30 protein-coding genes are annotated in these 23405 nt (G+C 65.9%); 1 reads left to right on the top strand and 29 read right to left on the bottom strand.

The genetic code is table 11. The features are described from left to right. Positions 1 to 49 precede the first annotated feature (49 nt). From OEJ37_RS18200 to OEJ37_RS18215, 4 genes are all read right to left on the bottom strand, one after another. Positions 50 to 808, bottom strand: a complete 759-nt coding sequence (locus OEJ37_RS18200; RefSeq protein ID WP_263345050.1) for a cytochrome c1 — start codon at positions 806 to 808, stop codon at positions 50 to 52. Between the two features lie 21 nt (positions 809 to 829). Next, positions 830 to 2212 (bottom strand): cytochrome b, encoded by a 1383-nt coding sequence (locus OEJ37_RS18205; protein WP_174417388.1) that lies wholly within the window; start codon positions 2210 to 2212, stop codon positions 830 to 832. Next, entirely contained in the window at positions 2212 to 2832 is a 621-nt protein-coding gene (gene petA / locus OEJ37_RS18210; protein ID WP_152859181.1) for a ubiquinol-cytochrome c reductase iron-sulfur subunit, read from the bottom strand. Before petA ends, OEJ37_RS18205 begins: the two co-directional genes overlap by 1 nt. Before the next feature lie 218 nt (positions 2833 to 3050). Further along, a complete protein-coding gene (locus OEJ37_RS18215) occupies positions 3051 to 3797 on the bottom strand; it encodes a Nif3-like dinuclear metal center hexameric protein (protein ID WP_174417389.1) in 747 nt (248 codons plus the stop codon). 21 nt (positions 3798 to 3818) lie between these two features. Here OEJ37_RS18215 and OEJ37_RS18220 point away from each other — a divergent pair, with 21 nt between their 5' ends. Continuing rightward, entirely contained in the window at positions 3819 to 5024 is a 1206-nt protein-coding gene (locus OEJ37_RS18220; RefSeq protein WP_152859185.1) for a Do family serine endopeptidase, read from the top strand. Positions 5025 to 5222: 198 nt separating this feature from the next. Here OEJ37_RS18220 and tatC read toward each other — a convergent pair whose 3' ends face one another. The 25 genes from tatC to OEJ37_RS18345 all read right to left on the bottom strand — a co-directional run bounded on the left by tatC (position 5223) and on the right by OEJ37_RS18345 (position 23330). Further along, positions 5223 to 6011 (bottom strand): twin-arginine translocase subunit TatC, encoded by a 789-nt coding sequence (tatC, locus tag OEJ37_RS18225; protein ID WP_174417390.1) that lies wholly within the window; start codon positions 6009 to 6011, stop codon positions 5223 to 5225. Between the two features lie 41 nt (positions 6012 to 6052). Continuing rightward, the gene (gene tatB, locus OEJ37_RS18230) at positions 6053 to 6583 is read right to left on the bottom strand and encodes a Sec-independent protein translocase protein TatB (protein ID WP_175948061.1); all 531 of its coding nucleotides are present in this window, start codon (positions 6581 to 6583) and stop codon (positions 6053 to 6055) included. 26 nt (positions 6584 to 6609) lie between these two features. Continuing rightward, positions 6610 to 6840 (bottom strand): Sec-independent protein translocase subunit TatA, encoded by a 231-nt coding sequence (gene tatA, locus OEJ37_RS18235; protein WP_034183658.1) that lies wholly within the window; start codon positions 6838 to 6840, stop codon positions 6610 to 6612. A 94-nt stretch (positions 6841 to 6934) separates the two neighbouring features. Next, positions 6935 to 7300, bottom strand: coding sequence for a histidine triad nucleotide-binding protein (locus OEJ37_RS18240; protein WP_034183657.1), 366 nt, complete (start codon positions 7298 to 7300; stop codon positions 6935 to 6937). 31 nt (positions 7301 to 7331) lie between these two features. Continuing rightward, positions 7332 to 7724, bottom strand: coding sequence for a DUF4870 family protein (locus tag OEJ37_RS18245; protein ID WP_034183656.1), 393 nt, complete (start codon positions 7722 to 7724; stop codon positions 7332 to 7334). Positions 7725 to 7795: 71 nt separating this feature from the next. After that, entirely contained in the window at positions 7796 to 8161 is a 366-nt protein-coding gene (locus OEJ37_RS18250; protein ID WP_006485344.1) for a phosphoribosyl-ATP diphosphatase, read from the bottom strand. After that, complete coding sequence (hisI, locus tag OEJ37_RS18255) at positions 8158 to 8574, bottom strand: phosphoribosyl-AMP cyclohydrolase (protein WP_263345053.1); 417 nt, start codon at positions 8572 to 8574, stop codon at positions 8158 to 8160. Before hisI ends, OEJ37_RS18250 begins: the two co-directional genes overlap by 4 nt. Next, positions 8574 to 9347, bottom strand: coding sequence for an imidazole glycerol phosphate synthase subunit HisF (hisF, locus tag OEJ37_RS18260; RefSeq protein WP_034183654.1), 774 nt, complete (start codon positions 9345 to 9347; stop codon positions 8574 to 8576). The genes hisI and hisF overlap by 1 nt, the downstream gene beginning before the upstream one ends. Before the next feature lie 106 nt (positions 9348 to 9453). Next, entirely contained in the window at positions 9454 to 10209 is a 756-nt protein-coding gene (hisA, locus tag OEJ37_RS18265) for a 1-(5-phosphoribosyl)-5-[(5-phosphoribosylamino)methylideneamino]imidazole-4-carboxamide isomerase (RefSeq protein WP_174417392.1), read from the bottom strand. A gap of 163 nt (positions 10210 to 10372) precedes the next feature. Beyond that, positions 10373 to 11014: an imidazole glycerol phosphate synthase subunit HisH gene (gene hisH, locus OEJ37_RS18270; protein WP_034183652.1), complete on the bottom strand. Its 642-nt coding sequence runs from the start codon at positions 11012 to 11014 to the stop codon at positions 10373 to 10375. After that, positions 11011 to 11631 (bottom strand): MarC family protein, encoded by a 621-nt coding sequence (locus OEJ37_RS18275; RefSeq protein ID WP_072443888.1) that lies wholly within the window; start codon positions 11629 to 11631, stop codon positions 11011 to 11013. The genes hisH and OEJ37_RS18275 overlap by 4 nt, the downstream gene beginning before the upstream one ends. 62 nt (positions 11632 to 11693) lie before the next feature. Next, positions 11694 to 12281, bottom strand: coding sequence for an imidazoleglycerol-phosphate dehydratase HisB (gene hisB, locus OEJ37_RS18280; protein WP_011546606.1), 588 nt, complete (start codon positions 12279 to 12281; stop codon positions 11694 to 11696). A gap of 65 nt (positions 12282 to 12346) precedes the next feature. Beyond that, positions 12347 to 13420: a histidinol-phosphate transaminase gene (gene hisC / locus OEJ37_RS18285; RefSeq protein WP_105391631.1), complete on the bottom strand. Its 1074-nt coding sequence runs from the start codon at positions 13418 to 13420 to the stop codon at positions 12347 to 12349. 132 nt (positions 13421 to 13552) lie between these two features. Then, positions 13553 to 14869, bottom strand: coding sequence for a histidinol dehydrogenase (gene hisD, locus OEJ37_RS18290; protein WP_175920921.1), 1317 nt, complete (start codon positions 14867 to 14869; stop codon positions 13553 to 13555). 24 nt (positions 14870 to 14893) lie between these two features. After that, positions 14894 to 15547: an ATP phosphoribosyltransferase gene (hisG, locus tag OEJ37_RS18295; protein ID WP_034183648.1), complete on the bottom strand. Its 654-nt coding sequence runs from the start codon at positions 15545 to 15547 to the stop codon at positions 14894 to 14896. Further along, positions 15544 to 16893: a UDP-N-acetylglucosamine 1-carboxyvinyltransferase gene (murA, locus tag OEJ37_RS18300; RefSeq protein WP_175920920.1), complete on the bottom strand. Its 1350-nt coding sequence runs from the start codon at positions 16891 to 16893 to the stop codon at positions 15544 to 15546. The genes hisG and murA overlap by 4 nt, the downstream gene beginning before the upstream one ends. Positions 16894 to 16907: 14 nt before the next feature. Beyond that, positions 16908 to 17147 (bottom strand): BolA family protein, encoded by a 240-nt coding sequence (locus tag OEJ37_RS18305; protein WP_006477131.1) that lies wholly within the window; start codon positions 17145 to 17147, stop codon positions 16908 to 16910. A 56-nt stretch (positions 17148 to 17203) separates the two neighbouring features. After that, the gene (locus OEJ37_RS18310) at positions 17204 to 18043 is read right to left on the bottom strand and encodes an ABC transporter permease (RefSeq protein ID WP_244130886.1); all 840 of its coding nucleotides are present in this window, start codon (positions 18041 to 18043) and stop codon (positions 17204 to 17206) included. Next, positions 18040 to 18966 carry an ABC transporter ATP-binding protein gene (locus OEJ37_RS18315; protein ID WP_034189820.1) on the bottom strand — a complete coding sequence of 309 codons (927 nt, stop codon included), beginning with the start codon at positions 18964 to 18966 and terminating at the stop codon, positions 18040 to 18042. Before OEJ37_RS18315 ends, OEJ37_RS18310 begins: the two co-directional genes overlap by 4 nt. A 192-nt stretch (positions 18967 to 19158) precedes the next feature. Next, positions 19159 to 19434 (bottom strand): lipid asymmetry maintenance protein MlaB, encoded by a 276-nt coding sequence (locus OEJ37_RS18320; RefSeq protein ID WP_174417397.1) that lies wholly within the window; start codon positions 19432 to 19434, stop codon positions 19159 to 19161. Then, a complete protein-coding gene (locus OEJ37_RS18325) occupies positions 19431 to 20060 on the bottom strand; it encodes a phospholipid-binding protein MlaC (RefSeq protein WP_174417436.1) in 630 nt (209 codons plus the stop codon). The genes OEJ37_RS18320 and OEJ37_RS18325 overlap by 4 nt, the downstream gene beginning before the upstream one ends. Before the next feature lie 111 nt (positions 20061 to 20171). Then, on the bottom strand, positions 20172 to 21137 hold the full coding sequence (locus OEJ37_RS18330; RefSeq protein WP_174417437.1) for a VacJ family lipoprotein: 966 nt from the start codon (positions 21135 to 21137) through the stop codon (positions 20172 to 20174). Between the two features lie 31 nt (positions 21138 to 21168). Further along, complete coding sequence (gene mlaD / locus OEJ37_RS18335; RefSeq protein ID WP_174417398.1) at positions 21169 to 21720, bottom strand: outer membrane lipid asymmetry maintenance protein MlaD; 552 nt, start codon at positions 21718 to 21720, stop codon at positions 21169 to 21171. 24 nt (positions 21721 to 21744) lie between these two features. Next, positions 21745 to 22512 carry a lipid asymmetry maintenance ABC transporter permease subunit MlaE gene (gene mlaE, locus OEJ37_RS18340; protein WP_152859195.1) on the bottom strand — a complete coding sequence of 256 codons (768 nt, stop codon included), beginning with the start codon at positions 22510 to 22512 and terminating at the stop codon, positions 21745 to 21747. Further along, the gene (locus tag OEJ37_RS18345) at positions 22509 to 23330 is read right to left on the bottom strand and encodes an ABC transporter ATP-binding protein (protein ID WP_006477138.1); all 822 of its coding nucleotides are present in this window, start codon (positions 23328 to 23330) and stop codon (positions 22509 to 22511) included. Before OEJ37_RS18345 ends, mlaE begins: the two co-directional genes overlap by 4 nt. Positions 23331 to 23405 lie beyond the last annotated feature (75 nt).

Below are 23405 nucleotides of genomic sequence, written 5' to 3' on the forward strand. Positions count from 1 at the left end.
CCCTTTCACGGGTTCCGCGTTGCGCCGGCCCCACGCCGGTCAGGCGTGTTTACTTGATATCTTTCCAGTACGCGGCATTGAGCCGCCAGGCCAGGAAAGTCAGGACACCGAGAAAGACCAGCACCCACACGCCGAGGCGCTTGCGGGTATGCTGGGCCGGCTCGGACATCCATGTCATATAGGCCACCAGGTCGGCAACCGCAGCATCATAGTCCGGTGGCGACAACGTCCCCGGCGTGACCTGCTGGAAGCCGACGAGCGTGTGGGCCTTCTCGCCCGTCTCCTCGTCCGTCTTGTCTTCGAATTTGGCGATGCGCTGCCCCTGCAGTTGCCACAACACATGGGGCATGCCGACGTTCTCGAACACCGCGTTGTTCCAGCCGGACGGCCGCGTATCGTCGCGGTAGAAACTCCGCAGATACGTATACAGCCAGTCGCGGCCGCGCGCGCGCTCCTCGACCGACAGGTCGGGCGGCGAGGTGCCGAGCCAGTTCTTCGCGTCTTCGGGCCGCATCGCGACGGACATCGTGCTCCCGACCTTGTCGGTCGTGAACAGGAGATTCGTTTCGATCTCCTTCGGGGATATGCCCAGATCCGTCAGACGGTTGTAGCGCATCAGGTTCGCGCTGTGACAGTTCAGGCAATAGTTTACAAACAATTGCGCGCCGTGCTGAAGCGAAACGAGATTTTCCGTGTTATCGGGCGCCCGGTCGAGCGGAAAATTACCTTCCGCCCGCACGCCCGGCGCCACCAACAGCGCACACGCGGTCGCCCCGATCAGTGCGAGTGTCGAAAGCAGTTTCTTCATGTCGTTCTCTCCTCGCTCACATTAATGGGGCTTGAAGCGCACCCGCTCCGGCGGCTGCTTGAACGTGCCAAGCTGCGTCCAGACGGGCATGCCGAGGAAGAACGCGAAATAGATCAGCGCACAGGCCTGCGCGATCAGCGTCGCAACCGGCGATGGCGGCCGCGTGCCGAGGAACGCGAGGGTCAGGAACGCCGCGACGAAGATCCCGAGGAACACCTTGTGGAACAGCGGCCGGTAGCGGATCGACTTCACCGGGCTGCGGTCGAGCCACGGCAGGAAGAACAGCGTGATCACCGCCGAGCCCATCACGACGACGCCCCAGAACTTCGACTCCGTCAGGTACATGAACACGACGATCGCCGCGGCCAGCACCGGCAGCCCGACTTTCCACTTGCCGCGCGCGCGGATCAGCGCGAGCACGCCGAGTACCGCGATCACAATCATCAGCACGATCTTGAACGGGTCGGTGGTCGCGCGCAGCATCGCGTAGAACGCGGTGAAGTACCAGACCGGCGCGATCTCGGGCGGCGTCTGCAGCGGGTTCGCCGGGACGAAGTTGTTCGCCTCGAGGAAGTAGCCGCCCATCTCCGGCGAGAAGAACACGATCATCGCGAAGACCATCAGGAACACGCACACGCCGAGGAAATCGTGCACCGAGTAGTACGGATGGAACGGGATGCCATCGAGCGGAATGCCGTTCTCGTCCTTCTTCGCCTTGATCTCGATGCCGTCCGGGTTATTCGACCCCACTTCGTGCAGCGCGACGAGGTGCGCGATCACGAGGCCGATCAGCACGAGCGGAATCGCGATCACGTGGAACGCGAAGAAGCGGTTCAGCGTGACGTCGGACACGACGTAGTCGCCGCGAATCCACAGCGACAGATCGGGGCCGACGAACGGGATCGCCGAGAACAGGTTCACGATCACCTGCGCGCCCCAGAACGACATCTGGCCCCACGGCAGCAGGTAGCCGAAGAACGCCTCGGCCATCAGGCACAGGAAGATCGCGCAGCCAAAGATCCACACGAGCTCGCGCGGCTTGCGGTACGACCCGTACAGCAGCCCGCGGAACATGTGCAGGTAGACGACCACAAAGAACATCGATGCACCGGTCGAGTGCAGGTAGCGGATCAGCCAGCCCCACGGCACCTCGCGCATGATGTACTCGACCGACGCGAACGCGAGCGTCGAATCGGGCTTGTAGTTCATCGTCAGGAAGATGCCCGTGACGATCTGGTTGACGAGCACGAGCAGCGCGAGGGAGCCGAAGAAATACCAGAAGTTGAAGTTCTTCGGTGCGTAGTACTCGGAAAGGTGCTTCTTCCAGGTGGACGTGAGCGGGAAGCGCTGGTCGATCCAGCCGGTGAGACCTGTCGTGGAGACTTCCTTGTTGTCGGCGGCCATCACGCTTCTCCTTTCTCGTCCTTGCCGATCACGAGGGTCGTCGCCGACGTGAACATGTAGGGCGGGATGTCGAGATTCTGAGGCGCCGGCTTGTTCTTGAACACACGGCCGGCGAGGTCGTAGGTCGAACCGTGGCACGGGCACAGGAAACCGCCCGGCCAGTCGTCCGGCAGGTTCGGCTGCGGACCCGTCGTGAAGCGTTGGCTAGGCGTGCAGCCGAGGTGCGTACACACGGCCATCACGACGAGAATGTTCTTGCGATCGGTCCGCGAGCGATATTCGTTGGCGCAATACGCGGGCAACGGCATCGAATACGGGGACTTCGTGGTCGGATCGGCCACTTCCTTGTCGGCCTTGACCACGTCGGCCAGCATCGAATCGGTGCGATTCAGGATCCAGACGGGCTTGCCGCGCCACGGCACGGTGACCATCTCGCCGGGCTTCAGGCTGCTGATGTCGACCTCGACCGGTGCACCGGCCGCTTTCGCTTTCGCGGACGGCGCAAGCGACGCCGCGAAAGGTATGACGGTGGCTACGCCTCCCACGCCACCTGCTACGGATGTCGCAATCAGCCAGGTACGGCGGCCGCTGTCGACGCGTTTCTCTTCCTTGTCTCGCATCACACGCCCCACTTCTGAGTTGGATTTTCCGTCACGACTTTCCATTCCGCCGCTAGTTTGCTCGAATGGAGTCGCCATTTACAAGGCCCGGAGATGAAAATCCCTTCGAAGTGATTGATAGTTAAGGGTTATCCCCCACTATCGGAGCGATTAAATCATTTCTCTTTTAAGCATCCGCTACATTGGTGGATTTCGATGCACTGCCGCAAATCCGGCGTTCAGACCGGATTATGAATATCGATAAAAAGGTGTTCGAGATCGAATTCCTCGGACAAGTGGGCGCCAAGCGCCTGGATTCCGTAGCGTTCGGTCGCATGGTGCCCTGCCGCAACGAACGCGACACCGCTCTCGGCGGCCGTGTGCGTCACGTATTCGGATACCTCGCCGGTCAGGTACACGTCTGCGCCGGCGTCGATCGCCGCGTCGAAGTAGCTCTGCGCGGCGCCCGTGCACCACGCGATGCGGCGCAGCTGCAGGTCCGGATCGCCGAGCACGAGCGGCGTGCGGCCGAGCGTGCGCTCGACCTTCGCGACAAAGTGCTCGAGCGTGACGGGCATCGGCAGCGTCGCCATCCAGCCGAGGTCGCCGTCGCCGAAACGCTGCTCGCCGATCAGCCCGAGCTTCTCGCCGAGCTGCGCGTTGTTGCCGAACCGGGGGTGCGCGTCGAGCGGCAGGTGGAACGCGAACAGGTTCAGGTCGTTCGCGAGCAGCAGCTTCAGGCGCTGATACTTGCGGCCGGTGATCTGCGGGGCCTCGTTGCGCCAGAAATAGCCGTGATGAACGAGCACGGCATCTGCCCCCCATTCGAGCGCGGCTTCGAGGAACGCGAGCGACGCGGTCACGCCGGTGGCGATCTTCTCGATCTTGCGGCGCCCCTCGACCTGGAGGCCGTTCGGGCAATAGTCCTTGAAGCGCGCGGTTTCAAGGGTATTGTTCAAGTACAATTCAAGTTCGATCCGATCCATATAAACCTCTAATCCATTCAGATGCTTAGACGCTTCTGGCTGTTCTTCGCGCAGGCGGTTACCGTGCTGCTCGCGCTGATGTTCATCGTCGTGACGCTCAAGCCGCAATGGCTGCAACGGCAAGGACAGCTCGGCAAGCAGCTCGCCACGCCGATCGTTGCGCTGCGGGAAGTCGCACCGGGCATCGGCGGCGCACCGGCGACCACGTCGTACGCGGAAGCCGCGCAGAAGGCGATGCCGGCCGTCGTCAACGTATTCTCCAGCAAGGACGGCTCGCTGCCGCCCGACCCGCGCGCGAAAGATCCGCTGTTCCGCTACTTCTTCGGCGACCGCAACGCCCGCAAGCAGCAGGACGAACCGGCAGCCAACCTCGGCTCGGGCGTTATCGTGAGCCCTGAAGGTTACATTCTAACGAACCAGCACGTCGTGGACGGCGCCGACCAGATCGAAGTCGCGCTCGCCGATGGCCGCACGGCCACCGCGAAGGTGATCGGCAGCGATCCCGAGACCGATCTCGCCGTGCTGAAGATCAACATGACGAACCTGCCGACGATCACGCTCGGACGCTCCGACCAGTCGCGGGTCGGCGACGTCGTGCTCGCAATCGGCAACCCGTTCGGCGTCGGCCAGACGGTCACGATGGGGATCATCAGCGCACTCGGCCGCAACCATCTCGGCATCAACACGTTCGAGAACTTCATCCAGACCGACGCCCCCATCAACCCCGGCAACTCGGGCGGCGCGCTGGTCGACGTGAACGGTAACCTGCTCGGCATCAACACGGCGATCTACTCGCGCTCGGGCGGCTCGCTCGGCATCGGCTTCGCGATTCCGGTATCGACCGCGCGCACGGTGCTCGAAAGCATCATCACGACGGGCTCGGTCACGCGCGGCTGGATCGGCGTCGAGCCGCAGGACGTCACGCCGGAGATCGCCGAATCGTTCGGGCTCCAGCAGAAATCGGGCGCGATCGTTGCGGGCGTGCTGCAGGGCGGCCCGGCCGACAAGGCCGGCATCAAGCCGGGCGACATCCTGGTCACGGTCAACGGCGAGGAGATCACCGATACGACGAAGCTGCTGAACGTCGTCGCGCAGATCAAGCCGGGCACGCCGACCAAGGTGCACGTCGTGCGCAAGGGCAAGGAGTTCGACATGAGCGTCGTGATCGGCAAGCGCCCGCCGCCGCCGAAGCAGACGCTCGACGAACAGGATAGCGACACCGAGTGACGTTCGGCGGGCGGCGCGCCGACGCGTGCCGGCCGCGGGCGAAAATGAAAAAGGGCAGCCGGCGGCTGCCCTTTTGCTTTGCATCGAAGACCTTGTTGCCGAGGACGTGGCCTCAACGCCCGCCTTCCGGCCGCCAACGCCACCGGGCCGCATCAGGCATGGCCGGAAGAAGGCCACCCGCCGCCCGGCGCACCGTCGTCAACTCGCGGCTTCGCCGTTCTCCGCCTCGCCCTCTTCGGCCGGCTTCTTCGGTACGAAGAACCGTGCGGCCAGGATCCCGGCCTCGTACAGCACGATCAGCGGCAACGCGAGCATCAGTTGCGAGAATACGTCCGGCGGCGTGACGACCGCGGCGACGACGAACGCACCGACGATCACGTACGGCCGGATCTCCTTCAGCTTCTTCACCGTCAGCACGCCCATCCGGACGAGCAGCACGACGACGATCGGCACCTCGAACGTGACCCCGAACGCGATGAACATCCCGAGCACGAAGCTCAGGTAGTTGTCGATGTCGGTCGTCATCTCGGCGCCGAGCGGTGCGTTGTAGTGCGCCATCACGCGGAAGATCGTCGGGAACACGAGGAAGTACGCGAACGCCATCCCGCACAGGAACAGGATGTAGCTGCTGCCGACGAGCGGCACGACGAGCTTCTTCTCGTGCTGGTACAGCCCGGGCGCGACGAACGCCCAGATCTGGTAAAGCACGACCGGCAGCGCGATCACGAGCGCGACGAGCATCGTGACCTTCATCGGCACGAAGAACGAGCCGGTGACGTCGGTGACGATCATCTTGCCGTCCTTCGGCAGGTTCTGCATCAGCGGCCGCGCGAGCAGCTTGAAGATGTCGGGCGCCCAGTAGACGAGCCCGAGGAACACGACGATCACGGCCAGCCCCGCGCGAATGATGCGATCGCGAAGCTCGACGAGATGGGAAATGAAGGTTTCTTCCGGGGCGTCGCCCGGGTTCTGCTGGGGGTCGCTCACACCGGCCCTCGGTAGGATTGACGAGCGAGCATGCGCTCGGCTCAGAAGAAGCGCGTCGGCCGGCGCAGGCTGGCCGGCTGGTGGCGCGCGACTCGCGCGGCGCCCGACTGCACGTGCGTGCGGCGGGTGGTCGCGCGCTTGTACCAGACAGGCGTCGCCGCCTGCTTGACACGCCAGTTGCGGCGCTTCGGCGCGAGCGCGGCCGTACTGCCGCGCCACGACGACGCCGCGGGCGTGTCGGAACCGTACGACCCGGTGTCGCCGGAGGCCTCGTTAAGACCGCCGACCGCGGAATGCCACGTGTCGTTCAGTTCCTTCTCGTGCTCGCGCAGGTTGTCGTGAATCGTCGTCTCGACATTGCGCGCGGCCGACTCGAAATCGGTCTTCATCGTCCGCAGCGCGTCGAGTTCGATTTCGCGCGAGACCTCGGCCTTCACGTCGTTGATGTACCGCTGCGCGCGGCCGAACAATGCGCCTGCCGTACGCGCGACGCGCGGCAGGCGCTCGGGGCCGAGCACCACGAGTGCGACGACGCCGATCAGCGCCATCTTCGTAAGACCGAGATCCAGCATCGCGAATGCCTGTCAGCGTGCCGGCGTTACGCCTTGTTCGAATCGGAACGCGTCGTTTCCTTCGCGTTGACGTCGACCGAGCCCGAGCGCGGCAGTTGCTGCGCGTCGGCCGGCGTTTCGCCTTCCTTCATGCCGTCCTTGAAACCCTTCACCGCGCTGCCGAGATCGTTGCCGATGTTGCGCAGCTTCTTCGTACCGAAAACCAGCGCGACGATCAGCAGCACGATCAGCCAGTGCCAAATGCTCAATCCACCCATGATGAAACCTCTCCTCAACCACGCCGTTGCGCGGCGCAAATCGCCGGCGACGCGCCGGCTTCGACTATCGATGCGGGGAAAACGCCCCGCGCCGTCAACCCATCCGATGCCACGGACGCGGGCCGGCCAGGATATGCGCGTGCAGGTGATAAACCTCCTGCCCGCCGCCGGGGCCCGTGTTGATCACCGTGCGAAAACCGGTTTCGCCGCCCGTATACGCGACACCGAGCTGGTCGGCGAGGCGCGCGACGAACAGCATCAGCCGGCCGAGCATCGGCGCATCGCCGTCGCTCACCGCCGACAGCGTCGGCAGGTGCCGGCGCGGAATCACGAGCACGTGCGTCTCGGCCGCCGGGCGGATGTCGCGGAACGCGACGAATTCGTCGTCCTCGTGCACCTTCGTGCTCGGAATCTCGCCTGCCGCGATCTTGCAGAACAGGCAATTCGGATCGTGACTCATGTTGCTCCTGCGAAACGCCCGCCGCGGCCGGTCAGAACCACGCCTGCGGATCGAGCGTCTTGTTGTCGTTCAGGTACAGCCAACCCTTGATGATACGGTACAGCGTCCAGATCCATGTGACAAACATCACTGCGAATCCGACCACCACGAACGCCAGCGCGAACCCGATCACATAGGCGATCAGCGCGCGCCAGAACGTGCGGATCTGCCACTCGAAGTGATCAGCGTACGGCGTGCCGGCCACATCGCCGCGCTTCACATAGTTGATGATGATCGCGATGATGCCCGTGACGCCGCCCGTCAGCCAATGAAACGCGTAGAGGCCATAGAGCACGTGAGTCAGCGTGCGCAGCCCGTTCAGGCGTTCGGCGTCCGCGGCCCCCGGCACCGACGGCGGCGGAAACTGGCTTGGTGTGTCGGTCATGATGCTACCCCCGTTAGATGACAATTCTTACAGCTTACCGCACTGTCGCCACCGCGGCGGGCGCAAGCGTGTCACCCGCCGTTTTCCTCGCGCTCGCGACGCTTGCGCAGCGCCTTCTCCTCGATGCCCGACAACCCTTCGCGGCGCTCGAGCTCGGCGATCACGTCGGCCGGGCTCAGATCGAAGTGCGACAGCATCACGAGGCAGTGGAACCACAGGTCGGCCACCTCGCCGACGAGCGCGGTCGGCGCGCCGCCCTGGCGCACGTCTTTCGCGGCCAGCACGACTTCCGTCGCCTCTTCGCCGATCTTCTTCAGCACCGCGTCGTCGCCCTTGTGGAACAGGCGCGATACGTACGATTGGTCGGGATCGCCGCCCTTGCGGCTATCGATCACGGCCGCGAGGCGCAGCAGCGTGTCTTCGGTCGATTGCGTCATTTGTAGATGTGTTCGGGATCTTTCAGCACCGGTTCGACCGCGACCCAGTCGCCGTCGTCGACGGTGCCCTCGAATTTCTGGAAGAAGCACGAATGCCGGCCGGTGTGGCACGCGATGCCCGACACCTGCTCGACCTTCAGCAGCACGACGTCCTCGTCGCAGTCGAGCCGCACCTCGTGCACGTGCTGCACGTGGCCCGACTCCTCGCCCTTGAACCACAGGCGCTTGCGCGAGCGCGAATAGTAGACCGCGCGCTGCGTCTCGACCGTCTTCGCCAGCGCCTCGCGGTTCATCCACGCGAACATCAGCACGTCGTTCGTCGACGCTTCCTGCGCGATCACCGGCACGAGGCCGTGGTCGTCCCAGCGGACCTTGTCGAGCCACGCGGGCAGGGATTTCGTTTCCGTATTCATCACAGCCTCACCGGAATGCCCTGGTCGGCCATGAAGCGCTTCGCCTCGCCGACCGTGTGCTCGCCGTAGTGGAAGATGCTCGCGGCCAGCACCGCGTCGGCACGGCCGTCCTTGATGCCGTCCGCGAGATCCTGCAGCGAGCCGACGCCGCCCGATGCGATCACCGGCACCGGCACCGCGTCCGACACGCCGCGCGTGAGCGCGAGGTCGAAACCCGATTTCGTGCCGTCGCGGTCCATGCTCGTGAGCAGGATCTCGCCCGCGCCGAGCTCGGCCATCTTGCGCGCCCATTCGATCGCGTCGAGGCCCGTGCCCTTGCGGCCGCCGTGCGTGAACACTTCCCAGCGCGGCGTCTCGCCGTCGGCCGACACGCGCTTCGCATCGATCGCGACGACGATGCACTGCGAGCCGTACTTGTCGGCCGCGTCGCGCACGAGCTGCGGGTTCGCGACCGCCGACGAATTCATGCTGACCTTGTCCGCACCCGCGTTCAGCAAGCGCCGCACGTCCTCGACGGCGCGCACGCCGCCGCCGACGGTCAGCGGAATGAACACCTGCGACGCCACCGCCTCGATGATCGGCAGGATCAGGTCGCGCTGGTCGGACGTCGCGGTGATGTCGAGGAACGTCAGTTCGTCGGCGCCCTGGTCGTCGTAACGGCGGGCGATTTCGACGGGGTCGCCCGCGTCGCGCAGTTCGACGAAATTGACGCCCTTGACGACACGCCCGGCGGTCACGTCCAGGCAGGGGATGATGCGTTTAGCTAGAGCCATGATGTTGCGCCAAATGCCGCGATGGGACGGCCGGTTACGGAAGCCTCGCGCGAGGCTTCCGGTCGGGGCCGCCTGCAGGCAGCCCCGGCGAACGGGACAACCGCGCTTACGCGTTGTCGAGTTCGCCGTTCAGTTCGTCCGCGCGCTTTTGCGCGGCCGCGAAATCGAGATCGCCGGAGTAGATCGCACGGCCGCAGATCACGCCTTCGACGCCGTGCTCTTCCACTTCGCACAGATTCTCGATGTCCGTGAGGTTCGACAGGCCGCCGCTCGCGATCACCGGAATGCCGACCGCCTGCGCGAGCTTCACGGTCGCCTCGATGTTGATGCCCTGCAGCATCCCGTCGCGGCCGATGTCCGTGTAGACGATCGATTCGACGCCGTAGTCCTCGAACTTCTGCGCGAGATCGATCACTTCGTGGCCCGTCAGCTTGCTCCAGCCGTCGGTCGCGACCTTGCCGTCCTTCGCGTCCAGCCCGACGATGATGTTGCCGGCGAACGCGGTGCATGCGTCCTGCAGGAAGCCCGGATCCTTCACGGCCGCCGTGCCGATGATCACGTAGGACAGGCCCGCGTCGAGGTACTTCTCGATCGTCTCGAGGCTGCGGATGCCGCCGCCGAGCTGTACGGGGATTTCATCGCCGACTTCGTCGAGGATCGCTTCGATCGCCTCGAGATTCTTCGGCTTGCCGGCGAACGCGCCGTTCAGGTCGACCAGATGGAGCCGCCGGGCGCCGAGATTCACCCACTTGCGGGCCATCGCCGCCGGGTCCTCGGAGAAAATCGTGGCCTGGTCCATATCGCCCTGTTTCAGGCGCACACACTGACCGTCTTTGAGATCGATGGCCGGAATCAGCAACATAGCAATCGGGTATCGTCGTGGAGGAAGAAAAGAATCCGGCGCGTACCGGCCAACCCGGTACCGCGCCGTCTCGCTAGTTTAGTACAACTCTTTCGGCGCTTTGGCGCGCGAGCCCCGTAAGACGGGCCTCTCCGGCCCGCCGACTGTGGCACGCACGCGACGTTCACGGTTTCCAGTGTACGAAGTTGCGATACAGACGCAACCCGACCTCCGCACTTTTCTCGGGGTGGAATTGGGTCGCGAAGAGGTTATCCCGCGCGACCGCGGACGTAAACGGCGCGCCGTATGCCGTTTCGCCGACCGTATGCGCCGGGTTGTCCGGCTTCACGTAATAGCTGTGCACAAAGTAGAAATACGCGTCGTCGGGCACGCCGTCCCACAGCGGGTGCGGCTGCGTCTGACGCACGCGGTTCCAGCCCATCTGCGGCACCTTGAAGCGCGAGCCGTCGTCCTGCAGCCGGCCGTCGAGCTCGAAGCGCACGACCTTGCCGGGCAGCAGGCCGAGACCCTTCGTGTCGCCTTCCGCGCTCCAGTCGAACAGCATCTGCTCGCCGACGCACACGCCGAGCAGCGGCTTCGTGCGCGACGCCTCGATCACGGCCTCCTGCAGGCCCGATTCGCCGAGGCAGCGCATGCAGTCGGGCATCGCGCCCTGGCCGGGCAGCACGACGCGGTCGGCCGCGCGAATCGCGGCCGGCGTGTCGACGATCGCCACGTCGGCGGCCGGTTCGGCCTTCTTGAGCGCCTGCGCGACCGAGCGCAGGTTGCCCATCCCATAATCCACAATCGCAATCGAAGTTTTCATCTCAGTGCAGGCAGTAGTGCCCTCAGTCCATTGACGATGAATTCCACCGCCAGCGCCGACAGCATCAGACCCATCAGCCGCGTGGCGATGTTGATGCCCGTGCGGCCGATCCAGTTCGCGATCGGCTCGGCAAGCCGCATCGCGACGAAACACAGCAAGGCCAGGACCGCGCCGATCGCGACCAGCCCGGCCCGCTCATACCAGTGACGCGAATTCGCCGCATAGATGATCACCGTGCTGATCGAGCCGGGGCCCGTGAGCAGCGGAATCGCCAGCGGCACGACCGCGATGTTGTCCTTCAGCTCGGCCTCGTGGCGCTCCTCCGGCGTCGATCGCGTGTTGCCGATCTGCGCGTTCAGCATGTTGATCGCCATCAGCAGCATGATGATCCCGCCGCCTACTTCGAGCGAACCGACCGAAATGCCGAAGAAGTCGATGATCTGCTGCCCGAGCAGCGTCGTCACCGTCATCACGCAGAACACCGACACCGACGCGATCCGGATCGTGCGGCGCCGCTCGATGTCCGTCTGCTGCGCCGTCAGGCTCAGGAAGAACGGCACCGCGCCGATCGGGTTGATCAGCGCGAGCAGCGAAATGAACGATTTGAGCAGATCCATCGCAAGCCGGCGCCGTACGCCGAAGCCGTGAGGTTGTCCTTAGCGTCCGTCCGTTCGGAAGTTCAGAGGCTGCCCTTCGTCGACGGAATCTGCCCCGCCGCACGCTCGTCCAGCTCCACCGCCGCGCGCAGCGCACGGCCGAAGGCCTTGAACACCGTCTCGAGCTGATGGTGCGCGTTGATCCCGCGCAGGTTGTCGATGTGCAGCGTGACGCCCGCGTGGTTCACGAAACCGCGGAAGAATTCGATCGACAGGTCGACGTCGAACGTGCCGATCCGCGCACGCGTGAACGGCACGTGGAATTCGAGGCCCGGCCGGCCCGAGAAGTCGATCACGACGCGCGACAGCGCCTCGTCGAGCGGCACGTACGAATGGCCGTAGCGGCGGATGCCCTTGCGGTCGCCGATCGCCTTCGCGACGGCCTGCCCGAGCGTGATGCCGACATCCTCGACCGTGTGGTGGTCGTCGATATGCGTGTCGCCATGCGCTTCGACCTCGAGATCGACCAGACCGTGTCGCGCGATCTGGTCGAGCATATGGTCGAGGAACGGCACACCGGTGGCCAGCTTCTGCCGGCCGGTGCCGTCGAGATCGAGCTTCACACGGATCTGCGTTTCGCTGGTATTGCGAACGACTTCCGCCACACGCATGGCAATTCCTTGATTGAGTCTGATGTAAATGGGGATTGATCGTCGCGCGCCGCCGCGCCCTGGGCTCAACCGGGCAGCGCGAGTTTCAAAGCGGCCAGCAGGCGGGCGTTTTCGTCGGGAGAACCGACGGTCAGCCGCACGCATTCGGCCAGTAACGGATGCATTTTACTCACGTTTTTGACCAGCACCCGCTCGGTGAGCAGCGCATCGAACACGGCAGCCGCGTCCGGCACGCGCACCAGCAGGAAATTGCCGGCGCTCGGGAACACCGTCGCGCCCGGCAGCGCGGCCACGGCCTGCGCGAGGCGCGTGCGTTCCGCGCGCAGTTCGGCCGCCTGCGCGTCGAGCACGTCGAGGTGGTCGAGCAGGAAATCGGCGGTCGCCTGGGTCAGCACGTTGATGTTGTAAGGCGGGCGCACCTTGTCGAATTCGGTCAGCCATGCGTGCCGCCCGACGAGATAGCCGAGGCGGATGCCCGCGAGGCCGAGCTTCGACACCGTGCGCATCACGACGACGTTGTCGAACTCGGCGGCGCGCGGCAGCCACGAGCGCTCCGCGAACGGCTGGTACGCCTCGTCGATCACGATCAGACTGTGCCGCGCGGCCGCGACGATCCGCTCGACGTCGGCATCGTCGTACAGCGTGCCGGTCGGGTTGTTCGGGTACGCGAGATAGACGATCGCCGGGCGGTGCTCGGCGATCGCCGCGAGCATCGCGTCGACGTCGAGCGTCAGGTCGGCCTTCAGCGGCACGCCGACGAATTCGAGCTGCGCGAGCTTCGCCGACAGTTCATACATCACGAAGCCCGGCACCGGCGCGAGCACCTTCGCGCCAGGCTGCGCGCACGCGACCGAGATCATGCTGATGATTTCGTCCGACCCGTTGCCGAGCAGCACGTCGCATGCGGCCGGCACGCCCATCGCGTGGCGCAGCTTGTCGAGCAGTGCGGCCGGGCGCGGCGCCGGGTAGCGGTTCAGCGCGACCTGCGCGAGACGCTCGCCGAGCGCCGCAGCGAGCGGTTCGGGCAGCGGATACGGGTTCTCCATCGCGTCGAGCTTCACGAACCCGCTCGCGTCCGGCACCGGGTAGCTCGTCATCGCGAGCACGTCGCGGCGGATGATGTCTTGTGGCGTCGTCATGGTCTCAAGCCGGCGTGCACCGCGCCGGCATCAAATGGTCGGCAAGGCGGCGGCTGCCGCCCTGCGCTGCGTCTCATCAGCCGGCGCCGGCGCCGCAGCGCCCGCCCCCGGCCCCCGCGCGGAACGCGCGGGTTACCCCTTCATCCGGAACTCGGCGCTCTTCGCGTGCGCCTGCAGCCCCTCGCCGTACGCGAGCTCGGACGCGATCTCGCCGAGCGTCTGCGCGCCTTCGGCGCTGACCTCGATCAGGCTCGAGCGCTTGATGAAGTCGTACACGCCGAGCGGCGACGAGAAACGCGCGGTGCGCGACGTCGGCAGCACGTGGTTCGGGCCCGCGCAATAGTCGCCGAGGCTCTCGCTCGTGTAGCGGCCGAGGAAGATCGCGCCCGCGTGGCGGATCTGCTGGCCCCATTGCTGCGGCTCCAGCGCCGAGATTTCCAGGTGCTCGGGCGCGATGTCGTTCGCGATCCGGCATGCCTCGGCCATGTCGCGCACCTTGATCAGCGCGCCGCGGCCTTCGAGCGACGCGCGGATCACGTCCTGGCGCGGCATTGACGGCAGCAGCTCGTTGATCGCCTTCTCGACGCGCTCGAGAAACGCGGCGTCCGGGCACAGCAGGATCGACTGCGCGAGTTCGTCGTGCTCGGCCTGCGAGAACAGGTCCATCGCGACCCAGTTCGGATCGGTCGTGCCGTCGCACAGTACGAGGATTTCCGACGGCCCCGCGATCATGTCGATGCCGACCGTGCCGAACACGCGGCGCTTCGCCGACGCGACGTACGCGTTGCCGGGCCCGCAGATCTTGTCGACGGGCGGCACCGTTGCCGTGCCGTACGCGAGCGCAGCGACCGCCTGCGCGCCGCCGATCGTGAACACGCGATCGACGCCGCCGAGCAGCGCCGCGGCGAGCACGAGGTCGTTCTTCACGCCGTCCGGCGTCGGCACGACCATCACGATCTCGCCGACGCCCGCGACGCGCGCGGGAATCGCGTTCATCAGCACCGACGACGGATACGCGGCCTTGCCGCCCGGCACGTACAGGCCGACGCGGTCGAGCGGCGTGACCTTCTGGCCGAGCACCGTGCCGTCGCTTTCCGTGTACTGCCAGCTATGCGTGCCGCACTCGATCTTCTGCTTCTCGTGGTACGCGCGCACACGCGCCGCGGCCGCTTCCAGCGCCGCGCGCGCCTTCGGCGCGAGGCCGTCGAGCGCCGTCTGCAGCGCATCCTGCGGCAGTTCGAGCGCGGCGACGCTGTCCGCGCTCAGCCGGTCGAAACGGTTCGTGTACTCGAGCACCGCGGCGTCGCCGCGCGACTTCACGTCGGCGAGGATCTGCGCGACCGATTGCTCGATCGCCGCGTCTTCGCTCGCCTCGAATGCGAGCAGCGCACGCAGCGCGGCGTCGAAGCCGTCGCTCGTCGAATCGAGTTTGCGGATGGTGATGGCCATGGGAGTTCCGTTACGGTGATGCGCTCAACCGCCATTCTGCGACGCGCGTTCGAACGCGTCGAGGATCGGCTTGAGCGCCGCGCGCTTCAACTTCAGCGCAGCCTGGTTCACGACGAGGCGCGACGAGATCGCCATGATCTCCTCGACCTCGACCAGATTGTTCGCCTTCAGCGTGCCGCCCGAGCTGACGAGGTCGACGATCGCGTCGGCCAGGCCGACCAGCGGCGCAAGTTCCATCGAGCCGTACAGCTTGATCAGGTCGACGTGCACGCCCTTCGCCGCGAAGTGCTCGCGCGCGGTTTCGACGTACTTCGTCGCGACCCGCAGGCGCGCGCCCTGGCGTACCGCGTTCGCGTAGTCGAAGCCGGCCGGCACGGCCACCGACATCCGGCAGCGTGCAATGTTCAGATCGATCGGCTGGTACAGGCCCGAGCCGCCGTGCTCGACCAGTACGTCCTTGCCGGCCACGCCGAAATCGGCCGCGCCGTATTCGACATAGGTCGGCACGTCGCTCGCGCGCACGATGATCACGCGCAGGTTCGGGTCGGTCGTCGGCAGGATCAGCTTGCGCGACGTTTCCGGATCCTCGGCCACCTGCACGCCGGCTGCGGCGAGCAGCGGCAGGGTTTCCTCGAAAATCCGGCCCTTCGACAGGGCGAGGGTCAGCGGCACGCTCATGCTTGGCTCCCGGAGAGGCGGCGCACGTTCGCGCCGACGGCGGTCAATTTGGCTTCCATGCGGTCGTAACCGCGGTCCAGGTGATAGATGCGGTCGACGATCGTTTCGCCGTCGGCACGCAGCCCGGCGATCACGAGGCTCGCCGACGCACGCAGGTCGGTCGCCATCACGTTCGCGCCCGACAGTTTCTCGACGCCCGTCACGAGCGCGGTGTTGCCGTCGATCGTGATGTTCGCGCCGAGCCGGTTCAGCTCCTGGACGTGCATGAAGCGGTTCTCGAAAATCGTTTCGACGACCTGCGCGGTGCCCGTCGCGACCGTATTGAGGGCCATGAACTGCGCCTGCATGTCGGTCGGGAACGCCGGGTATTCCGACGTGCGGATCGTCACCGCCGACGGCCGGCGGTCCATCTTCACGCGCAGCCAGCTGTCGCCTTCCTCGATCGACACGCCGGCTTCGCGCAGCTTGTCGATCACCGCGTCGAGGATGTGCGGGCGCACGCCCGTCAGCATCACGTCGCCGCCCGCCGCCGCGACCGCGCACAGGAACGTGCCGGCCTCGATGCGATCGGGAATCACCGAATGGCGCGCGCCGTGCAGCCGCTCGACGCCCTGGATCACGAGGCGATCGGTGCCGATGCCGTCGATTTTCGCGCCCATCTCGACCAGCAAGTGTGCGAGATCGCTCACTTCCGGTTCGCGGGCCGCGTTCTCGATCACCGTTTCACCGTCCGCGAGCGTCGCGGCCATCAGCAGGTTTTCCGTCCCCGTCACCGTGATCATGTCGGTCACGATGCGCGCGCCCTTCAGGCGCTTCGCGCGCGCTTCGATGAAGCCGTGCTCGATGCTGATCTCGGCGCCCATCGCCTGCAGGCCCTTGATGTGCTGGTCGACCGGACGCGCGCCGATCGCGCAGCCGCCCGGCAGCGACACCTTCGCCTCGCCGAAGCGCGCGAGCAGCGGCCCGAGCACGAGGATCGATGCGCGCATCGTCTTCACGAGCTCGTACGGCGCCACGAGGTTGTCGACGCGCGACGCGTCGAGCTGCACGCGGCAGCCGTCGGTCTCGCTCTTCACGCCCATCTGGTTCAGCACCTTCAGCGTGGTGCGCACGTCCTTGAGGTTCGGCACGTTGTCGAGCTCGACCGGATCGGCGGTGAGCAGCCCCGCGCACAGGATCGGCAGTGCGGCGTTCTTCGCGCCCGACACGACGATCTCGCCGGACAGGCGGCGGCCGCCTTCGATCGCGAGCTTGTCCATCCCATGCCCCTGCAATTCCCCGTTGGCGGCCGGGTGTGCCGTGGCGACGCTCTGGACGGCGTCGCGCTCGTTGACGGTGACTTGCACTCAGTGAATTCCGGTTATGCGTTCTGCCATTCGGCGGGCGTCAGCGTCTTCATGCTGAGCGCGTGGATTTCCTGCTTCATGCGATCGCCGAGCGCCGCATAGACGAGCTGGTGCCGCTGGATCGGCCGCTTGCCTTCGAAGGCCGCCGACACGATCGTCGCGAAGAAATGCTGGCCGTCGCCTTCGACTTCCAGATGCGTGCAGGCGAGACCGCCGGCGATGTATTGCTTGACCTGTTCGGGAGTCGGCAACATGGTGTAAGGCTCCTGTCGGCGCGCGCCGCCCCGGGGGCGGCCGCTGCCTGTCGATATCAATGACGCAGTTTGTAGCCGGTCGCGAGCAGCCGCATCGCGACCATCGCGAGCAGCACGAAGAAACCGGCGACGATCGCGAGACTCGCGAACGGGTTGATGTCGGACGCGCCGAAGAACCCGAAACGGAAGCCGTCGATCATGTAGAAAAACGGATTGAGACGCGAAATCTCGCGCCACACGGGCGGCAGCGAGTGCGTCGAATAGAACACGCCGGACAGGAACGTCAGCGGCATGATCAGGAAGTTCTGGAACGCGGCGAGCTGGTCGAACTTCTCGGCCCAGATCCCGGCGATCAAGCCGAGCGTGCCGAGGATCGCCGAGCCGAGCAGCGCGAACGCAATGATGAACAGCGGCGCCGCGAAATGCATCGGGATAAACCAGATCGTCACGACGAACACGCCCGTGCCGACCGCGAGCCCGCGCACGACGGACGCGAGCACGTACGCGCCGAAGATGTCGCGGTACGACAGCGGCGGCAGCAGCATGAACACGAGGTTGCCGGTGATCTTCGACTGGATCAGCGACGACGAGCTGTTCGCGAACGCATTCTGCAGCACGCTCATCATCACGAGGCCCGGCACGAGAAAGCTCACGTACTCGACGCCCGGATACACCTCGACGCGGCCCGACAGCGCGTGGCCGAAGATCGTCAGATACAGCAGCGCCGTCACGATCGGCGCGCACACGGTCTGGAACGACACCTTCCAGAAGCGCAGCAGTTCCTTGTAGAACAGCGTTTGAAAACCGCTTCCCGGCACTCGCCGGGCCGCCCCAAGAGTGTCGGGCGCCCCCTCGGGGGGAAGCGAACGCAGAGAGCGTGGGGGTTCTTGTTTCATGCCAATCCCTCGATCACCTCGGCCCCGTTCATCACCTGGACGAACACATCCTCGAGGTCGGCCTTGCGGACCTCGATCTCGTCGAACGTGCAGCCCGCCGCGCGGCACTGCGCGAGGATGCGTTCGACATCGTCGTAGCTCGTGAGGCGCAGCAGGTGCTCGCCCGGCGCGCGTGCGGCCGGATCGGTCTCCAGCCCGCGCAGCTCGGCCGGCAGCGCGCCGGTCGCCAGGCGCAGGTAAAGCTGCAGCCCCGCGAAGCGGCGCAGCAGCGCGTCGGTGCGGTCGAGCGCGACCACTTCGCCACGGCGCAGCATCGCGATGCGGTCGCACAGCGACTCGGCTTCCTCGAGGTAATGGGTGGTCAGCACGATCGTGTGACCCTCGCGGTTCAGGCGCGAGATGAATTTCCACAGCGTCTGGCGCAATTCGACGTCAACGCCGGCGGTCGGCTCGTCGAGCACGATCACGGGCGGCCGGTGCACAAGCGCCTGCGCGACGAGCACGCGGCGCTTCATCCCGCCCGACAGCGCGCGCATGTTCGCATCGGCCTTCTCGGTGAGATCGAGATTGGCCATCACTTCGTCGATCCAGTCGTCGTTGCGACGCAGCCCGAAATAGCCGGACTGGATTCGCAGCGTCTCGCGGACGGTGAAGAACGGGTCGAAAACGAGTTCCTGCGGCACGACGCCGAGTGCGCGGCGCGCACCACGGAAGTCCTTGACGACGTCGTGGCCACGCACCGAGATACTGCCTTCGTCGGCCCGGGCAAGCCCGGCGAGGATGCTGATGAGCGTGGTCTTGCCTGCGCCGTTGGGGCCGAGCAGACCGAAAAACTCGCCTTCCTCGACCGACAGGCTGACGCCCTTGAGCGCCTGAAGCGACTTGTAGCGCTTCTTGACGTGACGGATTTCTATGGCTGACATGACTGTGCGCGACGCAATGGCCGCGACGCCTATTCTGTGCTTGCTGCGAAAGAAAATGGGGGCCGGACGCCGATTGGCTGCCCCGCAAAACGCTTGATTATAGGGCAAACCGGCTGGTGGAGCCGGCGCAGAAGGCGCGCGGCCTGAAGCTTGCACGCGCCGGCTGGCGCGGCAGGCTCCGGTCGGACAGCGTCAATGTCGCTCGGCGCCTTCGATGAGCGCGTCGACGCCATAGGCGCGCGCGAGGCTGGCGAGCTTCGGGGGGAGATTGAGGATGTCGAGGGTCGCGCCGCGCGATTTGGCGGCACGTTGCCATGCAAGCAGCACGGCGAGCGCGGACGAGTCGAACTGCGTCAGCGCCGCGCAATCGACGGCGGTCGCACCCGCGCCGACGCGCGCAAGACCGTCCGCGAGCGCGGACTTCGCGCTCGCGACGGTCAGCGAGGACCCTGCTTCGAAGCCGCTCACGACGCCTGCTTGCCGGAGGCAAGCTGCTGGTTGCGCTGCGTCAGGAACTGGATCAGGCCGTCCACGCCGCTTTGCTGGATCTTCTCGTTGAACTGCTGCTGGTACGTCTGGATCAGCCACGCGCCGAGCACGTTCAGGTCATACACCTTCCAGCCGCTCGCCGACTTGTACAGGCGATAATCGATCTGGACCGGCTGGCCGTTGTTCATCGCGACCGTCTTGACCACGACGTCGGTATCGGCCGGATCCGCGCGGAACGGCGGGTACTGGATCTGCTGGTCCGGCTTCAACTGCGCGAGCGCGCCCGAATACGTGCGGATCAGCAGCAGCTTGAACTGCTCCTGAATCTGCTGCTGCTGCTCGGCCGTCGCCGTGCGCCAGTTGCGGCCCATCGCGAGCTGCGTGGTGCGGCGGAAATCGGTGAACGGCAGGATGTCCTTGTTGACGATCGTAATAATGCGATTGGTGTCGCCCTGCTTGATCGTCTGCTGCTTGACTTCGTCGAGCACTTGCTGCGTCGCCGTCTTGATCAGCGCCTGCGGGTTCGACTGGTCGACTTGCGCGTGAGCTGCGCCGCCGAACGAGAACAGCGCCGCGAAAACGGGGATCAGGAACAGTTTTTTCATCATGGTGACCTGCATGAATGAGTCGATGCAAAGATTGGAGAAGGTAGCTTACGCGCAAGTTCGCGTGCGCTACCGACTGAATCGTTTCCGGCTGTAACGAATGTAAATCCGTCAGTGCAGCCTGATGCTTGGGAAGCGGAACCCGCCCGGAGACGGCGGCGCCACCTGCATCGCCGGCACGTTCGTTTCGCTGGCCGGGTTCGGCGAAACGGCCGTGCCCGACGCCGGCGCGGCAACTGCCGCGCCCGATGCGCCCGCCGGCGCGGTCGCACCACCCACCGCCGCTGCGCCCGCCGAACCGGCTGCGCCGGCTGCCGCCGGTGCCGCGCCGTCGTCCGGCAGGTCGTACTTCGGCAGCGCGTCGTTGCTTGCCGTCGAGCCGGCCTCGCCGCGCGCGTTGTCGATCAGCATCTGGCGGCGCTGCAGGTATGCGTTGCGCACGAACGAATACTTGTCGAGCGCCGCAGCGTCCAGCACGTCGCCCGCGCCGAGCAGGTTCGAGCGCGTGTTGACGAGATTCACGCCGAACAGGCCCCAGCTCAGGCCGTCCGGCTTCACATAGGTCAGCGGGTTGCCGACGTAGTCGACACCGAGGCCGGCCGTGTCGCGCACCGTGCTCGGGCCGAGCAGCGGCAGCACGAGATACGGGCCCGAAGGCACGCCGTAGCGGCCCATCGTGACCCCGAAGTCGGCCGTGTGTTTCGGCAGCTTCGCGATCGTTGCGACGTCGAACAGGCCGCCGACGCCGAACACCGTGTTGATCACGACGCGCATGATGTCGCCGACGCCGTCCGCGATCCGCAACTGCACGATGTTGTTCGCCGCGACGTAGACGTCGCCGATGTTCGAGAAGAAGTTCGTCACGCTGTCGCGCACCGGCTGCGGCACGACCTTCTGGTAACCCTGCGCGACCGGCTTCAGCGCGTACGTGTCGACCGTGTCGTTGAACTTGTACATCGTACGGTTGAAGCCTTCGAGCGGATCGCCCTTGGTCGGCGTCTGCACGGTCGCGCAACCGCTCAACGCGGCGACTGCCGCCACCGCGAGCGCGGCGTGCCTGATGCGGATCGTCTGCATGGTCATTCCCCTCTTGTATTCTCTCGTGTGGTTATTGCGCTGCCGAACCGGACGCGGCGGACGCCGGCACCGCCACCGGAGCGGGCGCGGCCGACGCGCCGGCTGCCGGCTTCGCGCCGCCCGCATCGGCGGCCTTGCTGTACAGGAACTGGCCGATCAGGTTCTCGAGCACGATCGCCGACTGCGTCATCGTGATCGTGTCGCCTGCCTTCAGCATTTCGGTGTCGCCGCCCGGATCGAGGCCGATATATTGCTCGCCGAGCAGGCCCGACGTCAGGATCTTCGCCGACGAATCCTTCGGGAACTGATACTGGCCGTCGACATCGATCGTCACGAGCGCCTGGTAGGTGTTCGTGTCGAAGCCGATCGACTTCACGCGGCCGACCACGACGCCGGCACTCTTCACGGCCGCGCGCGGCTTCAGCCCGCCGATATTGTCGAATTTCATCCTCACCGCATAGGTCGGCTGAAACGACAGCGAGCTCATGTTGCCGACCTTCAGCGCCAGGAACAGCACCGCAAGGAAGCCCACCACCACGAACAGGCCGACCCAGAAGTCGAGAGCAGTCTTTTTCATCGTCATCCCAAAATATGGCTTGGCTGAGGCCTAGCTGAACATCAGCGCGGTCAGCAGGAAATCGAGGCCGAGTACGGCGAGCGACGCGAACACGACCGTCTTGGTGGTCGCGCGCGACACGCCCTCGGGCGTGGGCTTCGCTTCATACCCCTGGTACAGCGCAATGAAGGTCACGGCGAACCCGAACACGATGCTCTTCAGCACGCCGTTGCCGACGTCGGCCCAGACCTCGACCCCGCCCTGCATCTGCGACCAGAACGCGCCCGGATCGACGCCGATCAGCACGACGCCGACGAAGTAGCCGCCGAGCACGCCGACCGCGTTGAAGATCGCGGCCAGGAACGGCATCGCGATGATGCCCGCCCACATGCGCGGCGCGATCACCGTCTTGATCGGGTCGACCGCCATCATCTCGAGCGCGGTGAGCTGCTCGCCGGCCTTCATCAGGCCGATCTCGGCCGTGAGCGACGTGCCCGCGCGGCCCGCGAACAGCAGCGCGGTGACGACGGGCCCGAGCTCGCGCACGAGCGACAGCGCGACCAGGAGGCCGAGCGCCTGCTCGGATCCGTAGCGGTTCAGCGTGTAATAGCCCTGCAGGCCGAGCACGAAGCCGACGAACAGCCCCGACACGGCAATGATCACGAACGAATAGTTGCCGAGGAAGTGGATCTGCTTCGTGACAAGCCGCGGCCGGCGCAGCAGTGCAAAGAATTCCAGCACGAGGCGCACGAACAGGCGCGTGCCGTAGCCCGTGCGCTCGAGGCCGCCGATGACGTAACGTCCGATCGCGCTGATCATGCGCGCCCTCCGCCGAGCCCGAAATCCGCTGCAAGCGGCGGGCTCGTGTAATGAAATTTGAACGGGCCGTCCGGCGCACCGTCGATGAACTGGCGCACGCTCGGGTCGGTCGACGCGCGCAGCTCGTCGGGCGTGCCCTGCGCGAGCACGCCGCCGTTGGCCAGAAAATACACGTAGTCGGCGATCGCGAACGATTCCGGCACGTCGTGCGTGACGAGGATCGACGTCGCGCCGAGCGCCTGGTTCAGCGTGCGGATCAGGTTCGCGGTGATGCCGAGCGAGATCGGATCGAGGCCCGCGAACGGTTCGTCGTACATGATGAGCTGCGGATCGAGCGCGATCGCGCGCGCCAGTGCGATGCGGCGCGCCATCCCGCCCGACACCTCGGACGGCATCAGGTCGCGCGCGCCGCGCAGGCCGACCGCGTTGAGCTTCATCAGCACGAGGTCGCGGATCAGGTCTTCGGGCAGGTCGGTGTGCTCGCGCAGCGCGAACGCGACGTTCTCGAACACCGACATGTCGGTGAACAACGCGCCGAACTGGAACAGCATGCCCATCTTGCGGCGCAGCGCATACAGGCCGTCGCGCGTTTGCGCGCCGACATCGGCGCCGTCGAACAGCACCTGGCCGCGGCGCGCGCGCACGAGGCCGCCGATCAGGCGCAGCACGGTCGTCTTGCCGCAACCCGACCCGCCCATGACCGCGACGACCTGCCCGCGCCCGAAACGCAGGTTCAGGTTGGACAGGACGAGGCGGTCGCCATAGCCAAAGTCGACATCGCGAAGTTCCAGCAGGGTCTCGGTAGGAGTGGGGCTCACGGAGCTGACAGTCCTTTTACGCAGAACGCCGAATTATAGGGCCTGCATTGGAATGATGTCGTGACGCCGTTCCGG

Source organism: Burkholderia sp. BKH01, assembly GCF_025685725.1.
In the GTDB taxonomy this organism is placed as follows: domain Bacteria; phylum Pseudomonadota; class Gammaproteobacteria; order Burkholderiales; family Burkholderiaceae; genus Burkholderia; species Burkholderia pyrrocinia_C.

What these genes read in the sequence shown, in the direction of transcription:
- OEJ37_RS18200 (WP_263345050.1), bottom strand. Translation starts at nt 808, where the DNA reads ATGAAGAAACTGCTTTCGACACTCGCACTGATCGGGGCGACCGCGTGT.
- OEJ37_RS18205 (WP_174417388.1), bottom strand. Translation starts at nt 2,212, where the DNA reads ATGGCCGCCGACAACAAGGAAGTCTCCACGACAGGTCTCACCGGCTGG.
- petA (WP_152859181.1), bottom strand. Translation starts at nt 2,832, where the DNA reads ATGCGAGACAAGGAAGAGAAACGCGTCGACAGCGGCCGCCGTACCTGG.
- OEJ37_RS18215 (WP_174417389.1), bottom strand. Translation starts at nt 3,797, where the DNA reads ATGGATCGGATCGAACTTGAATTGTACTTGAACAATACCCTTGAAACC.
- OEJ37_RS18220 (WP_152859185.1), top strand. Translation starts at nt 3,819, where the DNA reads ATGCTTAGACGCTTCTGGCTGTTCTTCGCGCAGGCGGTTACCGTGCTG.
- tatB (WP_175948061.1), bottom strand. Translation starts at nt 6,583, where the DNA reads ATGCTGGATCTCGGTCTTACGAAGATGGCGCTGATCGGCGTCGTCGCA.
- tatA (WP_034183658.1), bottom strand. Translation starts at nt 6,840, where the DNA reads ATGGGTGGATTGAGCATTTGGCACTGGCTGATCGTGCTGCTGATCGTC.
- OEJ37_RS18240 (WP_034183657.1), bottom strand. Translation starts at nt 7,300, where the DNA reads ATGAGTCACGATCCGAATTGCCTGTTCTGCAAGATCGCGGCAGGCGAG.
- OEJ37_RS18245 (WP_034183656.1), bottom strand. Translation starts at nt 7,724, where the DNA reads ATGACCGACACACCAAGCCAGTTTCCGCCGCCGTCGGTGCCGGGGGCC.
- OEJ37_RS18250 (WP_006485344.1), bottom strand. Translation starts at nt 8,161, where the DNA reads ATGACGCAATCGACCGAAGACACGCTGCTGCGCCTCGCGGCCGTGATC.
- hisI (WP_263345053.1), bottom strand. Translation starts at nt 8,574, where the DNA reads ATGAATACGGAAACGAAATCCCTGCCCGCGTGGCTCGACAAGGTCCGC.
- hisF (WP_034183654.1), bottom strand. Translation starts at nt 9,347, where the DNA reads ATGGCTCTAGCTAAACGCATCATCCCCTGCCTGGACGTGACCGCCGGG.
- hisA (WP_174417392.1), bottom strand. Translation starts at nt 10,209, where the DNA reads ATGTTGCTGATTCCGGCCATCGATCTCAAAGACGGTCAGTGTGTGCGC.
- hisH (WP_034183652.1), bottom strand. Translation starts at nt 11,014, where the DNA reads ATGAAAACTTCGATTGCGATTGTGGATTATGGGATGGGCAACCTGCGC.
- OEJ37_RS18275 (WP_072443888.1), bottom strand. Translation starts at nt 11,631, where the DNA reads ATGGATCTGCTCAAATCGTTCATTTCGCTGCTCGCGCTGATCAACCCG.
- hisB (WP_011546606.1), bottom strand. Translation starts at nt 12,281, where the DNA reads ATGCGTGTGGCGGAAGTCGTTCGCAATACCAGCGAAACGCAGATCCGT.
- hisC (WP_105391631.1), bottom strand. Translation starts at nt 13,420, where the DNA reads ATGACGACGCCACAAGACATCATCCGCCGCGACGTGCTCGCGATGACG.
- hisD (WP_175920921.1), bottom strand. Translation starts at nt 14,869, where the DNA reads ATGGCCATCACCATCCGCAAACTCGATTCGACGAGCGACGGCTTCGAC.
- hisG (WP_034183648.1), bottom strand. Translation starts at nt 15,547, where the DNA reads ATGAGCGTGCCGCTGACCCTCGCCCTGTCGAAGGGCCGGATTTTCGAG.
- OEJ37_RS18305 (WP_006477131.1), bottom strand. Translation starts at nt 17,147, where the DNA reads ATGTTGCCGACTCCCGAACAGGTCAAGCAATACATCGCCGGCGGTCTC.
- OEJ37_RS18310 (WP_244130886.1), bottom strand. Translation starts at nt 18,043, where the DNA reads ATGAAACAAGAACCCCCACGCTCTCTGCGTTCGCTTCCCCCCGAGGGG.
- OEJ37_RS18315 (WP_034189820.1), bottom strand. Translation starts at nt 18,966, where the DNA reads ATGTCAGCCATAGAAATCCGTCACGTCAAGAAGCGCTACAAGTCGCTT.
- OEJ37_RS18325 (WP_174417436.1), bottom strand. Translation starts at nt 20,060, where the DNA reads ATGAAAAAACTGTTCCTGATCCCCGTTTTCGCGGCGCTGTTCTCGTTC.
- OEJ37_RS18330 (WP_174417437.1), bottom strand. Translation starts at nt 21,137, where the DNA reads ATGCAGACGATCCGCATCAGGCACGCCGCGCTCGCGGTGGCGGCAGTC.
- mlaD (WP_174417398.1), bottom strand. Translation starts at nt 21,720, where the DNA reads ATGACGATGAAAAAGACTGCTCTCGACTTCTGGGTCGGCCTGTTCGTG.
- mlaE (WP_152859195.1), bottom strand. Translation starts at nt 22,512, where the DNA reads ATGATCAGCGCGATCGGACGTTACGTCATCGGCGGCCTCGAGCGCACG.